This is a genomic window from Rhizobium sp. NLR8a (assembly GCF_019685235.1).
Classification (GTDB): Bacteria; Pseudomonadota; Alphaproteobacteria; order Rhizobiales; family Rhizobiaceae; genus Rhizobium.
The window spans coordinates 474,792-488,041 of the sequence record NZ_JABDWI010000001.1; the positions used below are offsets into that span (position 1 = coordinate 474,792).

9 protein-coding genes are annotated in these 13,250 nt (G+C 59.5%); 4 read left to right on the forward strand and 5 right to left on the reverse strand.

The window, feature by feature from the left end; all coding sequences use genetic code 11:
* Positions 1-8 precede the first annotated feature (8 nt).
* Positions 9-2,471, forward strand: coding sequence for a S8 family peptidase (locus HJC04_RS02200; RefSeq protein WP_221123164.1), 2,463 nt, complete (start codon positions 9-11; stop codon positions 2,469-2,471).
* Positions 2,472-2,628: 157 nt separating this feature from the next.
* On the opposite strand, the gene HJC04_RS02205 is transcribed toward HJC04_RS02200, so the two are convergent.
* From HJC04_RS02205 to HJC04_RS02220, 4 genes are all read right to left on the reverse strand, one after another.
* Positions 2,629-3,495, reverse strand: coding sequence for a hypothetical protein (locus HJC04_RS02205; RefSeq protein WP_018516676.1), 867 nt, complete (start codon positions 3,493-3,495; stop codon positions 2,629-2,631).
* A gap of 511 nt (positions 3,496-4,006) precedes the next feature.
* On the reverse strand, positions 4,007-7,273 hold the full coding sequence (locus HJC04_RS02210; protein ID WP_221123166.1) for an error-prone DNA polymerase: 3,267 nt from the start codon (positions 7,271-7,273) through the stop codon (positions 4,007-4,009).
* Positions 7,270-8,781, reverse strand: a complete 1,512-nt coding sequence (locus HJC04_RS02215) for a DNA polymerase Y family protein (RefSeq protein ID WP_221123167.1) — start codon at positions 8,779-8,781, stop codon at positions 7,270-7,272. Before HJC04_RS02215 ends, HJC04_RS02210 begins: the two co-directional genes overlap by 4 nt.
* Entirely contained in the window at positions 8,702-9,454 is a 753-nt protein-coding gene (locus HJC04_RS02220; RefSeq protein ID WP_221123168.1) for an ImuA family protein, read from the reverse strand. The genes HJC04_RS02215 and HJC04_RS02220 overlap by 80 nt, the downstream gene beginning before the upstream one ends.
* A 282-nt stretch (positions 9,455-9,736) precedes the next feature.
* Here HJC04_RS02220 and ligD point away from each other — a divergent pair, with 282 nt between their 5' ends.
* Entirely contained in the window at positions 9,737-10,801 is a 1,065-nt protein-coding gene (gene ligD, locus HJC04_RS02225; RefSeq protein WP_221123169.1) for a non-homologous end-joining DNA ligase, read from the forward strand.
* Positions 10,802-10,862: 61 nt separating this feature from the next.
* Positions 10,863-11,636, forward strand: a complete 774-nt coding sequence (locus HJC04_RS02230) for an SOS response-associated peptidase (RefSeq protein ID WP_221123283.1) — start codon at positions 10,863-10,865, stop codon at positions 11,634-11,636.
* Positions 11,637-11,929: 293 nt separating this feature from the next.
* Here the strand turns inward: HJC04_RS02230 and HJC04_RS02235 are convergent, their stop codons facing one another.
* Positions 11,930-12,256, reverse strand: coding sequence for a hypothetical protein (locus HJC04_RS02235; protein WP_221123170.1), 327 nt, complete (start codon positions 12,254-12,256; stop codon positions 11,930-11,932).
* 313 nt (positions 12,257-12,569) lie between these two features.
* Here HJC04_RS02235 and HJC04_RS02240 point away from each other — a divergent pair, with 313 nt between their 5' ends.
* On the forward strand, positions 12,570-13,193 hold the full coding sequence (locus HJC04_RS02240) for a plasmid pRiA4b ORF-3 family protein (RefSeq protein WP_221123171.1): 624 nt from the start codon (positions 12,570-12,572) through the stop codon (positions 13,191-13,193).
* The last annotated feature ends 57 nt before the right edge of the window (positions 13,194-13,250 follow it).

Here is a 13,250-nt window from a genome sequence, read left to right on the forward strand (position 1 = left end):
ACCATTACATGGCCAGACCGCCTCGCAATCGATCTCACTTTTTCTTGGATGGTGGGGGCCAAGGTGAGGCCTATACCTCCCCACGTACGGTTATTTCCGGTCTTCCACCTGCTCGAGCAAGAGCACAGCACGCAGCTAAGCTCTCTCAATCGCTTGCGACTGCGATTGCTGGCGCGCAGCAATTTATAGCGAATAGGGAGGCGGGAATTGCCGAAGGCGAACACGGCTTTTATTTGCAGTTTGATATCCCCGCGGCAGAACGCGGCGCAGTGGAGGCTTTGGAAAACAAGCCGGCTGGCATTGAACTCGTCGCCGTTCCTCAGGTCGCGGCTGGCGAGGAGAGTATCACCGCCACGGTCTTCGTCCCTGAGCGCTCCGTTGAATTCTACAGCAAAAAAGTCGACGCCTATCGCAATGAGGAAACGAAGGCAGGGCGTCCCAAAAACCAAAACTTGATTGCGCGTATTGAAGACGTTCGTCTCGCGGCCGTCCGATCACTCTTTACGGACACACCAGACCTCTATCCGCAGCCAGATCTCGCCGTATGGTGGGAAGTCTGGATCAGGGACGGAAAACTCGCATCGTTTCGAACAGTAGCCGAACGTTTAAATATTCCGCTCAAGGATCACGCTATTCGGTTCCCCGAACGGGATGTTGTGCTCGCCCATGGCACAGAGGCTATTATCGCACGCCTCTTGATCAATTCTGACGCCGTCGCTGAACTCCGGCTCGCCAAGGACACGCCATCGACCTTCTTGGAGATGGGGGCCGCCGAGCAGGTGGAGTGGGCGGAGGACCTTGTGGATCGTCTTGTCGCCCCGAACGCACTGGCGCCGGCGATATGCCTGCTCGATAGCGGAGCGACACGGGAACACCCTTTGATCGCTCCAGCATTGCCGGCTGCCCACCAGCATGCATATGACAATAATTGGGGAGTTGGCGACAGCCAGTTTTGGAACGGGCATGGCACTTCGATGGCTGGCGTGGCGCTCTATGGTGATCTTCAGCAGGCGCTCACGCAGCAAGGTGCCGTCGAATTACCCTACTGGCTTGAAACTATAAAAATCCTCCCGCCAAATGGCGGCAATGATCCGCTGCTATATGGTGCGATTACTGAAACCGGGATGACCAAGGCGGAGGCAAGCGCGCCACTTCGCAAGCGGGTCTTTTGTATGGCGGTCACAAGTGAGATAGGCCTCGCTCGTGGACGTCCCTCATCTTGGTCGGCCGCCGTTGACCAACTGACCTATGGCGGAGGAGCTCTCCGTCGTCTGATTGTCATCGCCGCTGGCAATCTCCGCGGGGACATCCATGCGGCGGAGTATCCGGATCGCAATGATTTGGAAGAGGCAGAAAGCCCGGCACAGGCCTGGAACGCTCTCGTCGTCGGAGCCTACACTGACAAGGTCAACATCATTGATCCGGCCTTCGGTGATTGGGCTCCGGTCGCGCCAGCCGGCGACCTATCACCGGCAAGCAGAACCTCGGGAACTTGGGATCGTCAATGGCCCGTTAGACCGGATGTCGTTTTCGAAGGTGGAAACTTCGCCCACGACGGGGTGAATCCGAGCTCACATGTGGACGACTTGCAACTGCTGACCACATACTACCGGCCAAACATTCGACTTTTTGATACATTTGGCGATACAAGCGCCGCCGCCGCACTCGGCGCAAACCTTTGTGCAAACATCATTTCCGCTCGTCCAACGCTTTGGCCGGAGACGGTACGGGGTCTCGCCATCCATTCTGCCGAGTGGACGCCTGCAATGCGAGACCATTTCGACGGCGCGGGGACGCAAGCCATGAAAATGGCAATGCTGCGGCGCTACGGCTGGGGCGTGCCGGACCTCTCTCGTGCCCTGAAAAGTGCCGCCGATGATGCCACGTTGGTGGTAGAGGACGTGCTACTGCCGTTCAAAAAGGAAAAATCGGTAATCAAGACTAGAAGCATGAACCTGCACGCGCTGCCGTGGCCGCGTGACGAGTTGCTGGAGCTTGGTGCTGCCGACGTCGAACTTCGCGTCACGCTGTCATATTTCATCGAACCGAATCCTGGTGAACGCGGATGGACGCGCCGCCATCGCTATTCGTCACACTCCTTGCGGTTTGCAGTCAAACGCTCCCTCGAGAGCCTGCAGCAGTTCCGAACGAGGATCAACAAGGCGGCCGAGGCAGAAGAAGGGGGCGCGGTGGGCGCAGCTGCAGGTGGCGACAACTGGTTTCTCGGAATGATACGAGATCGCGGGTCGGTTCATTCCGACACCTGGCGCGGAAGTGCTGCTGCGCTTGCTGAACGCGATGCGATCGGCGTCTTTCCGGTTAGCGGCTGGTGGAAGGAGAAGCCCGGTTTGCAGCGTTGGGACCGAGCGGCACGCTATGCGCTCGTCGTATCCGTCAGGGCGCCTGGTGCGGACATCGACATTTACACCGCGATTGAGAACAAGCTGGAGGTCGAGATTCCTGCAGCATGAGCCGCGTTTTCCTCTGCGCCCTGGGCGATTGGTCAAGCGGCTATTCGAAACAATGCTGATGGGGAACGCTGACCTTCAATCTATTGGACTCCGGTTGGGCGAATGAAATAGAAATAGATGCGGGAGTCAGGGCTAGGTGCGGGTTCTTAAGTGTCCGTCATCGATCACGGCGGCCGCGACGGCCGGCAAGGATTGCCAACATATTTACAACGGACCAAGTTCCCTCTGCACAAAGTGCGGCTGTGCGAAAGTCCGCCAGCCGTTTGTGTTGCAAGGCCAGCGCGAGATTGACGGCGGCTCGGGCATGCGCCCGGGCTTCATCATTGCTTGAGCCCTGCAATTCCGATTGGAAAACAGCTTCGAGCATGCGCTTGGCATCTGTCGGGCTAGGCACGCGATCGTCAATCTGGGGATGCCTGGCGGGATTATAGACTTCCTGCGCAACCGTGATTAGGACTTCGCGGCAAAGCAAGCCAACGCCTTGAAACTGCTCTTCGGTCTCCGCGGAATCGAGCCTCGATCGCATCTCCTGCAATTGCCGATCAACCTTTTGCCATCCGGTCGGCTCTTCGAAGACGACCGCGCGATGCACCGCCTGAGCGACGAAAAGCGACCTTCCTGAGATTGTTTTTCCGGGTACGAGGACGAAGCCATCGGCGGCCAGCGCCTCGTTATAGATGTTCAGCAACTCCGAAACCTGCTCTTCGTCTAGACGAACGACCGGATGGAGGGTCTCGCATAAAAATCGGAGAAACTCGCCATCCGAGGCATGAAGGAGATTGAAGCGGCCGTCGAAGAACACCCAGTTATCGTCCCAATCTCGATTGCGAACCATATGCTGACGGATATCGCCGGCGGCATTGCTGTAGCGATAGTCGTACGACGGCATGGTCGAGAGATCGTAGAGTCGCGCAAGGAATTCATCATCCGAGAGGCGGCCGGACCAAAATATGTGGGCAACGCTCAAATGGTCGATGATCGCGCGCCGCGTTACGTCTGAGATTTCGTGAGCCGTCCCGCTCATATTCAATTCCTCTTTCAGCTTAGGAGCTGGATTTCGTGTTCAGCATTCATAGTTGTGACCCGGCGTGTTGAAAACTATTTGCCACGGGTGGCTGAATTTGGCCCCTTCGGAGCGATTTTGATTGGCCGCGACGGCGGCTTGCGACCTGGGTTATATGCACAAGGCATGGCTGCAGGTTGGGTGACCGATGCCCATCCTGCCGGAGCCGTATTGCCGTCTTCAATCAGACCGAACTCGTGCCGCAACATTACTGTGTCTGCTTCGGCTACGACCTGCGGCGCACATCAATTGTCGGTGTCAGTCCGGTGGCAAAACTGCTCGACTGGTGGGTCGACGATATCTTGCGACCGGAAGCGATAACCGGCTCCCCGTCCAGTAGTATCCTCGTTCGGCGTCTTCTGAGCATGCCCAGCCTTGCAGACGCCTACCCATCCACCGGCTCTATCTAACGCCTTGAAAGGATTAGAACCGCCGCATTCTCCATCAAGGATGAGCCATCACGCTGAATTCATTAGTGAAAATTCCTGGCCTTCACCTTCAGCGTCTCGATATGCAGGGCGGGAACGAAAATATCCCTCGGCTTGACCGCCGGCGATCGATCTCGCGAATCCTGGCTTCCCGGCGAACCATGAGCAAAATCGTCGCCGCGGCCCGTCGGCAGTTTGAAGTCCCCATCACGATCAGCCAAGGCCGATAGGTCGCCGGACAGATCAAACAGTTGCTGGGCGATGAGGTGGACGACGTCTCCTTCCCGCTGGATTCGGCCATTGATCGCCATCATGCTCGATCCGAGCACGACACGCCGGCGTCGCTCGAAGAGCTTCGGCCAGACGACGACGTTTGCCGGACCGGTCTCGTCCTCGATCGTCAGGAACATGACGCCTTTTGCCGATCCGGGCATTTGACGGACGAGAACGAGGCCTGCGGTCATCAACCAGCGGCCATCTCCAGCCGTCATTGCTTCCTCGCATGTGACGATGCTTCGCGCGGCGAGGTCCTTGCGCAAGAACGCGATCGGGTGCTCGCGCAGGGTCAGGCCGGTATGGCTATAGTCCTGGATGACGTTGTGCCCATCTGTCATCTGCCGGAGTTCGACGTCAGGCTCCTGCTGCTCGGCGATCGTCTTCATCTCGCGCTCGGCCGCGGCAACAAAGAGTGGCAGTGGCTCATCCCGCAATGCTTTGATCGCCCACAGCGCGTCTCGTCGCTGAAGTTCGAGCGATGGCAGGAAAGCATCGGCCTCCGCCAGTTCGACCAACGATGCTGCCGGAACACTCGCGCGCCGCCACATGTCATCGACGCTATCGAAGGGCTGATCGGCGCGGGCGGCCACGATGCGCGCTGCATCGACTGCGGCCAGTCCACGCACCAGACGCATACCCAGGCGGACAGCATGGCGGCGCTCATCTCCCTCCAAAGGCTCGAGCGTGCAGTCCCAGCGAGAGCGGTTGATACAGACCGGCCGGATTTCCACACCGTGGTTGCGCGCGTCGCCGACGATTTGGGCGACCGCATAGAAACCCATGGGTTGGCTGTTGATCAAGGCCGCGCAGAACGCGTCGGCGTAATGGCATTTCACATAGCTTGAGGCGTAGGCGATAAGCGCAAAACTCGCGGCGTGGCTTTCGGGAAACCCGTAGGAACCGAAACCTTCGAGCTGCGAAAAGGTCTTTTCAGCAAACTCCGGCGAATATCCATTCTTCACCATGCCGGACACGAGCTTGTCCTTGAACTTTGAGACGCCGCCGGTGAACTTGAACGTGGCCATCGATTTACGAAGCTGATCTGCCTCGCCGCCGGTAAAGCCGGCGCAGACCATCGCCACCTTCATGGCCGATTCCTGGAAGAGAGGCACGCCGAGCGTCTTTCCAAGCACGGCTTCCAGTTCGGGCGTCGGATAAACGACCGGTTCCTTGCCTTCGCGACGGCGGAGGTACGGATGCACCATGTCGCCCTGAATTGGCCCGGGCCGGACGATCGCCACCTGGATGACGAGATCGTAGAAGGTCCGCGGCTTCAGCCGCGGCAACATCGCCATCTGGGCCCGGCTTTCGATCTGGAAGGTGCCGAGCGTGTCGGCCTTGCGGATCATCGCATAGGTCGCAGAGTCTTCCTGTTCGATGTTCGCCAGATCGATCGTTTCGCCCTTATGCGCTTCAATCAGCTTGAATGCTTTTGCCATGCAGGTCAGCATCCCCAACGCCAGAACATCGACCTTCATGAACTTCAGGGCTTCGACATCGTCCTTGTCCCATTCGATCACCTGCCGGTCGGCCATCGATGCCGGCTCGATGGGGACGAGAGCGTCGAGCCGATCATGCGTCAGCACGAAACCGCCGGGATGTTGGCCGAGATGCCGGGGGGCGCCCATCAGCTGCTGCGCAAGTTTCAGCGTCAGCGCGAGGCGACGATCATCGGGATTGAGGTTGAGTTCCCGCAGGTTCCGGTCGCTGACCAGCTCGGCGGACCAGGACCACATGCCCGATGACAGAGCCTTGATCATATCCTCCGGCAAACCGAGTGCCTTGCCGACATCACGGATCGCCCCTTTCGCACGATATCGTGTCACGGTCGCGCAGAGTGCCGCCTTCTGATGTGTGTAGGTCTTGTAGATCCACTGAATGACTTCCTCGCGGCGCTCGTGCTCGAAGTCGACGTCGATATCCGGCGGCTCGTCGCGCTCCTGGGAAACGAACCGCTCGAAAAGCAGGTCGTTCGTCTCCGGATCGATGGACGTGATGCCGAGGATGTAACAGACGGCCGAGTTGGCCGCAGATCCTCGCCCCTGGCAGAGAATGCCCTGGGAACGGGCATATCGGACGATCGAGAACACCGTCAGGAAGTAGGGGGCGTATTTCATTGTCCGGATGAGGTCGAGCTCATGGCGGACGATTTTCAGAACGTTGTCCGGCAGACCTTCCGGATACCGCGCAGGCGCGCATTCCCAGACATAATGCTCGAGAGACGCCTGCGCGTCCTTGCCTGGGACGATCGCCTCCTCAGGATATTGATAGGTCAGTTCCTCGAGCGAGAACCGGCAGCGATTGGCGATCTCAATCGTCCGGGCCAATGCTTCCGGGTAACGGGGAAACAGTCGCTGCATCTCTTCTGGCGGTTTGAGGAATCTATCCGCATGACGCTCCCTCTCGAAACCGACATCGTCGATCGTGGTTCTGGTGCGAATACAGGTGACGACGTCCTGAAGCTGACGGCGCGACGGTTCGTGGAAAAGAACGTCATTGGTCACAACGGTTTTCACCTTGAAGCGTGTGGCCAAATTTGACAGCTCGTGCAGCCGCATCTGGTCGTTCGGCCGCCGACGAAGGGAAAGGGCGAGATAGGCACGGTCACCGAACATCTCCGCCATCTTTCTGAGCTGCACAGCGCAGGTCTCGTCGGGCAGATCGGGCACTAAAATGCCGATCAGGCCTTCGGCATAGAGCGCGACGTCGTCGAGATGCAGGATGCAGTTGGCTTTGCCGCCCCTGCCCTTGCCGAGCGTCAGCAACCGGGTCAGTCGCGAATAGGCGGCACGATCGGTCGGATAGATCAGGATCGACATGCCGTCCTGCAGATCGAGACGGCAACCGACCACGAGGCGAACGCCTGTGGCGCGGGATGCCTCCAGCGCCCGGACGATACCGGCGAGCGAGTTTCTGTCGACGACACCGAGCGCCCCGATGCCGCGCTCCTTGGCGGTCGCAAACAGCTCATCCGCCGACGAAGCCCCGCGCAGGAATGAGAAATGTGTCGTGACCTGGAGCTCGGCATAGCTCATGCGAAGATCCCGTGGATGAACCAGCGGTGGCTTCCGGTTTCAGGATCGATGCCATCACCAGAGCGAAAGACCCAGAACCGTTCACCGCCCTCGTCTTCGATCACGAAATAGTCCCGCACCGCCTCCATCTCCGCGTCTCGTTGCCACCACTCGCCAAAAATCCGCTCAGGCCCATCGGCCCGTTTGACCTTCCTCCGCTTGCCGCGCCAGGTGATCGAGACCGGCGGGCGGTCCGGCAGCAATGCAATGGCCTCGATCAGCTCGGGATGCGCCAGCAGCCGGACCGGCCGGCGCCAATGGCTGACCCAGGTGACCTCGACCGGATCGGCCGCGGCGCTGATGCGCTGGACGGAGCGCTCGGGCACATCGGAGGCAAGCGGTGCCACCCGATAAACACGCTGGCCACGGTTGCCGTAAATATCGATCAGCGGCGTCACGTCCTTCACTTCCTCCTCGACCAACGAGGAGGATTTCTGGCGCTCCTCCAGCGGCTCGGCCATGACGGCGACCAGGGTGAGCTTCTCGATCCCGAAGCCGGGCTCGATCTTCTCCGTTCGATCGCGAAACAGCTTCGTCAGCCACGCGACATCGCGCACCGGCTTCACCGTGCCGGCGCGGATTGCCTGCCGCGTCCCGTCAACCTTTTCGACGATCAGGTCGGCGCGCCGAACACCAAGGCCGCGCCTCTGCAGCTCCTCGATCAGTTGTGCGACCAGACGGCCGACATATTTGTCGATGGTTTCGGCCGCACCGATTGGCTCGGCGAAGGCGCGGCTGACCTCGACGAGCTCGGCGGTGCGGATCGGATCGATCGGTTCGGAGAGGCGGCCGAACATCTGGTCCAGCCGCCGGCCTATCTCCGGACCGAAACGAAGCGTCAACGGCGCGCGCGGCGTGTTGGCCAATTCGCCGATCGTCTGGAAGCCAAGCGTGCGCAGATCGCTGACGATCTTCGACGGAAGGCGCAGCAACGATATCGGCAGCTGTTCGACGGCGCGGACGGTCTCACCTGAAGGCACGATGACCGTCTCGCGAGTGACGGCGCGGGCGCAGGCGTGTGCCGCCCCCCAGGTGTCGGCGATCGCGACACGTGAAGAAAGCTTCTTTGCCAGGAACTGATTGGAGATCTTGGTCACCATCGAAAGCTCGCCGCCCTGCAGGTGATCGGCACCCTCGGTATCCATGACGATCCCGTCGACGCCATCGACCGCGACGATCGGTGAGTAGAGCGTCAGTGCCCAAAGCGTGATCCGTTCAAGGGCTGCGGCATCCACTTCAGGATCCGCATCGACCAGCATCAGGCCGCGGAACAGTGCCTGTGCTTTCGCAGCCGGCATGCCGACATGAACGCCGGCTTTCCTGGCGGCGGCGTCGGCGGCCGATACCCAACGTTTCGAGCCGCTCCTGGCGATCACGGCGATCGCCTGTTCAGGCGGAATAGACGGGTCGGCGCGACGAATACGATCCGTCGGCAGATCCGGAAGATAGATCGAGACAACCCTTGTCATCGCACGCCCTCACGAGAAACTCAGCACATTCACCCGCTTTTACGCGCATCAATTCTAGCAACCATTGGGCGCTTCCAACGCCCGGCACTGGCAATTCCTCCGACGGCATGACGCTCACCCGCCACCGCGTGGTCGACGCCGTGGGCTGCCCGAAATCATTGGCCTCCGTCTGCCGTCGCCAGCGTCGAACGGCAAGCGCCATCGTGCCCGTTCGCTCGGCCGCCAGCTGCAACCGGCGCGAGCTGACCATCGGCAGGCGAACGAGTTCACCGACGACGGCGCCAAGGCCACCAAAGGACAGCCCCTCCTCCATATTGGCGAGCACGTCCTCTTCCTTGTCGGATTCGACGAAGATCACCCGGTCGGGGTGGAGTCCGACCTGGGCGAGCGCCGGAAAGAAGAGGTCGGGGCGCGTCAGGCACCAGACGATCGGGCCTTTCGTCCGCGCTGCTATCCCCGCCGCACAAAGGGCTGCCGCCGCACCATCCACCGTGCCCGACCCGCCGCCGGCAAATTCGTGCAGGGCGCCATAGGCCAGACCACCTCCCGGCAGGACCGCATCGATTTCCGGCACGCCGAAGGACAGAGAGCCAGCCTTTCTGGCGGACACGCCCTCAAGCGAGGCAATGCGCTCGCGCAGATCGGAAATCACCCTTTCACGGGCAGCAGTCATCGTTCACGGCTCCCTTCAAGGTCGTGTTGGCGGCCGACATCATGTCGATCAAAATGCGGATGTTCTCTTTCTGTTCCACACCCAAAAAAGAGTCAAGCAACCGCAGGAATGGGAATATTATCCTGAACATTAGAAATCAGCAGAATACCCATGAGAATCAGCCCAATAGCGGCCGGCGGATTTTTTTCCGAGCGTCTGCGGGCGCTAATCCCTTTGTGTGAATTGCGGGGACAAGTCGGTATCGCCACAGTGTCTTTAAGATTTTTCTGCTGAACTCCCGGCATGAAGAAGCCTCTGAGATCAAAACCCCTCCTTCGTGACGCTGAGGCCCCGATCCGTTCCCGGCCGCGAGGCAGGAGAAATCCCGCCCAACCACAGCTCCTGTTCGATCCCAGGCCTGAGCGCGTCGAGCCTGCGCTGGCGGAATTGAAGTCCCGTCCCCCAAAGGGAAACGAGTGGAGCTGGGAGCTGAAATGGGATGGCTATCGCCTTGCCGTTCATATCGGGCCGCAACGGATCAGGATCCTCACGCGTGGCGGACATGACTGGACTCATCGGTTTCCGGAAATCGCAGAGGCCGCCCGAGCGCTCGGGCCGGCTACGATGATCATCGATGGAGAGGCCGTCGTGCTCGACGCAGAGGACCGGCCGGATTTCGGGCTGCTGCAGCAATCGCTGGGCGCATCCGGCAAACAAGCTGGCAACCGTGCCTCTAATGCCATCCTTTATGCTTTCGATCTTATCTACCTTGATGGCCACGATTTACGCGGTGTCGAATACCGTTCACGCCGACACCTTCTCGAGGACACGTTGAACGGCGCAAAGAACGAGCAGGTCGGCGCTATTCGGCTATCGGAAACACTTGATGCCGAACCAGTTGTCCTGCTGGAGCAGATCTCCCGCCTCGGCCTGGAAGGCATCGTCGGCAAGCACCTCGATCGGCCCTATCGTTCCGGCCGGACCGGGGACTGGGTGAAAGTCAAATGCGTCCAGAGCGAGGCTTTCTTCATCGTCGGTTATGAGAGGTCGACGGCATCCCCTCTTGGCTTCGGCTCGTTGGTGCTCGCCGCCTACCGCGATGCCGACCTCGTCCACGTCGGAAGTGTCGGCACGGGCTTCAGTCAAGCCGAGGCCAACAAGTTGCGGAAGATGCTCGACACGCTGCGATGGAAGCGAAAGCAGCCACACCTGCCCTATTCAGGAAGCGCCGATATTGTCTGGGTCCAGCCGACGCTGATCGCCGAGATCGAGTTTCGCGCCTGGACGTCGGACGGGAAACTACGTCATCCATCCTACAAAGGCTTGCGAGAACGCCAGGACAATGCCGAGGTCTTCCGGCTCGACTAGCGAAATCAGCGCCATACGCTAGATTGGTCACCATTCGAGCTCGGCGGAGTAGATGTCTAGCATGTGCAACCTTTATCGCATGGAAGACAAGGACTGGGTTGCGAAGTGGGCCCAGGACGCTGAAAGCCTCATCAACCTTATGCCGGCCTACCAGATGAACCCCGATCAGATGGGGCCGATCGTCCGCAACACCGCCGACGGCAAGACGCAACTGGTCCATGCGCGCTGGGGACTGCCCTCCCCGCGCTTCGCGCTTGAGAAGGCGGCCAAAATCAAGGCCGAGAAACTTGCGGCCAAGGGCAAGGCTTTCGATCCCCAGGAACTGATCCGCATGGAGGTCGACCGCGGAACGACCAACGTGCGCAAGCTCAGTTTTCCGCACTGGAAACGATGGTTTGGCGTCGAAAACAGATGCCTGGTTCCGGTCACCAGTTTCGCGGAACCGGATCCGGCCAGCCGGCAAGATGGCGGCAACGTGCCGAATGCCTGGTTCGCCCGCGACGAGCAGAAGTCGCTGATGTTCTTTGCCGGTCTGCATGTCCCGCAATGGCGGAGTGTCCGAAAGGTCAGGGACGGGCTGACCACCGATGATCTCTACGGATTCTTGACCACGGATCCCAACGACCTGGTGAAGCCGATCCATGAGAAGGCCATGCCGGTCCTGCTGCTGACGAAGGAAGAGACCGACACTTGGATGCGGGCGCCATGGGATGAGGCCAAGGAACTGGCCCGTCCACTACCCAACGACGCGCTGATCATCTCGTCCCGCGAACCATACGGATCCACGATTGTCTCGAAATCCGGAGAACCGGTGGGACAGGGCAGTCTCGTTTGAGGTCTGAACTCAGAGTTTGAATGTATCGGAAAACGAAAAGCCTGCCGCGGGAGGAGGTGCGGCAGGCTTCTCGAAATGTTGAACAACGGCTGGGAGGAGGAGTGCCGCTGTTCCGTCAGGCTCCCCTTGGGAGGAGGAGTGGGTCGCCTGAAACACGAAGCTCTGCGGGAGGAGGTGCATTGCTTCGTTGACCTCAAGATACCAGAGGCTGCCTCGGCCGCCAGCGCTCAAATCGCAGTGCAGCCTTGCACTTGCTGCAATGCAATATCGATCCTGAGCTGAATTTTCGACCATTATGGGCGAGAAGCAGCTTTCTCTGTCATAGGCTCGAAACCAAGAACAAACTCGATCACCTTGGCGGAAGACATTTCGCACGGCTTCAAGATCGACCCAGGTCCAGCCAATCGATAAAGGTTGAAGCTGACGATATCGGTTCCGCTAAGCTCCTCGCCATAGAGCCAGGTCCGTTTGCCATCCTGCGACCGCTTGACGGTCACGCCCCATGATCGATCACCAAAATGTCCGTCGACATAGCCGTCGGGCAACTTCGCAAGCGCGTCTTCGAACGTCGCCTGAACCGATGGAGGTGTTTTGCCGTCGGCACTCATGGCGCCAGGCATTGGTCGCAGATCCCGCAGCCATCGTCATCCATGCTCGAGGCCGGACGTAACCTACGACAGCACGGACATGTCTTCGCCTCCGAAGCACACTTCTCATCGCGGTCCGGCGGAAGAATTTCAATATGGAATTCCGACAGCATCTCGGCCGCGTTTCGATCCATGGCGATGCTCCAGTTGGGGTTATACCAGAGATAGTAAGCTTCGAGGGCTGCACAAGCGGGCAGAGATGCCGTGAAGAACGATCCAGTTCGAATACGGTGTCACAATTGAGCGCCTTCTTGACGATCGTTGCCTGACCTTGTTCATTCGTGCCATGTTCAAGACCGCAAACGCCGTGCAGATCAGAGTTTCCATTGACGAGATCCAGCCGGACATCTGGCGCCGATTGGTCCTGCCGGTGCATTGGAACCTGGAGCATCTGCATCTCGGTATTCAGGCAGCATTCAACTGGTGGAACTATCATCTCTACGAATTCCGCATTGGCGGCTTGCGGTACGGGGAAGTCGAGATCCTGACAGAGGATGCGACCGACGACGATCCTCGGGTCTTCGATCAGAGAGAGGTTCGATTGCTGGACTTCGAGGAAGGCGCCGTCTTCAGCTACTACTACGATTTCGGTGACGGCTGGCGGCACACCGTTGCGGTCGAGGAGTACTTGACGCTCGCCGCTACGCCCAAACATGGGAGCTGTGTCGCCGGCGAAAGGGCGCGACCGCCCGAAGATGTTGGTGGAGTATCGGGATATGAGCGGTTTCTGGAGATCATCGCAGATCGGGACGATCCAGAATATGCTGAAACCATTCGGTGGTGCGGCGGCTATTTTGATTCCGAATGGTTCGACCTGTCGATGGTGGATAAGGATGTTCGCAACGCTCTGCGCTCAAACGTCAAACGCCGTCTGTATCAACCGAAACCGAAACCAGTCCCGAAGAAATGAATCAAGTGCAGGTTCGAGTTGGGCGTCTTGATGAAATCCGAGCCTACACCCAACTGC

Coding starts and splice junctions, on each gene's coding strand:
- HJC04_RS02200 (WP_221123164.1), top strand. CDS start 9: ATGGCCAGACCGCCTCGCAATCGATCTCACTTTTTCTTGGATGGTGGG.
- HJC04_RS02205 (WP_018516676.1), bottom strand. CDS start 3,495: ATGAGCGGGACGGCTCACGAAATCTCAGACGTAACGCGGCGCGCGATC.
- HJC04_RS02210 (WP_221123166.1), bottom strand. CDS start 7,273: ATGAGCTATGCCGAGCTCCAGGTCACGACACATTTCTCATTCCTGCGC.
- HJC04_RS02215 (WP_221123167.1), bottom strand. CDS start 8,781: ATGACAAGGGTTGTCTCGATCTATCTTCCGGATCTGCCGACGGATCGT.
- HJC04_RS02220 (WP_221123168.1), bottom strand. CDS start 9,454: ATGACTGCTGCCCGTGAAAGGGTGATTTCCGATCTGCGCGAGCGCATT.
- ligD (WP_221123169.1), top strand. CDS start 9,737: ATGAAGAAGCCTCTGAGATCAAAACCCCTCCTTCGTGACGCTGAGGCC.
- HJC04_RS02230 (WP_221123283.1), top strand. CDS start 10,863: ATGTGCAACCTTTATCGCATGGAAGACAAGGACTGGGTTGCGAAGTGG.
- HJC04_RS02235 (WP_221123170.1), bottom strand. CDS start 12,256: ATGCCTGGCGCCATGAGTGCCGACGGCAAAACACCTCCATCGGTTCAG.
- HJC04_RS02240 (WP_221123171.1), top strand. CDS start 12,570: ATGTTCAAGACCGCAAACGCCGTGCAGATCAGAGTTTCCATTGACGAG.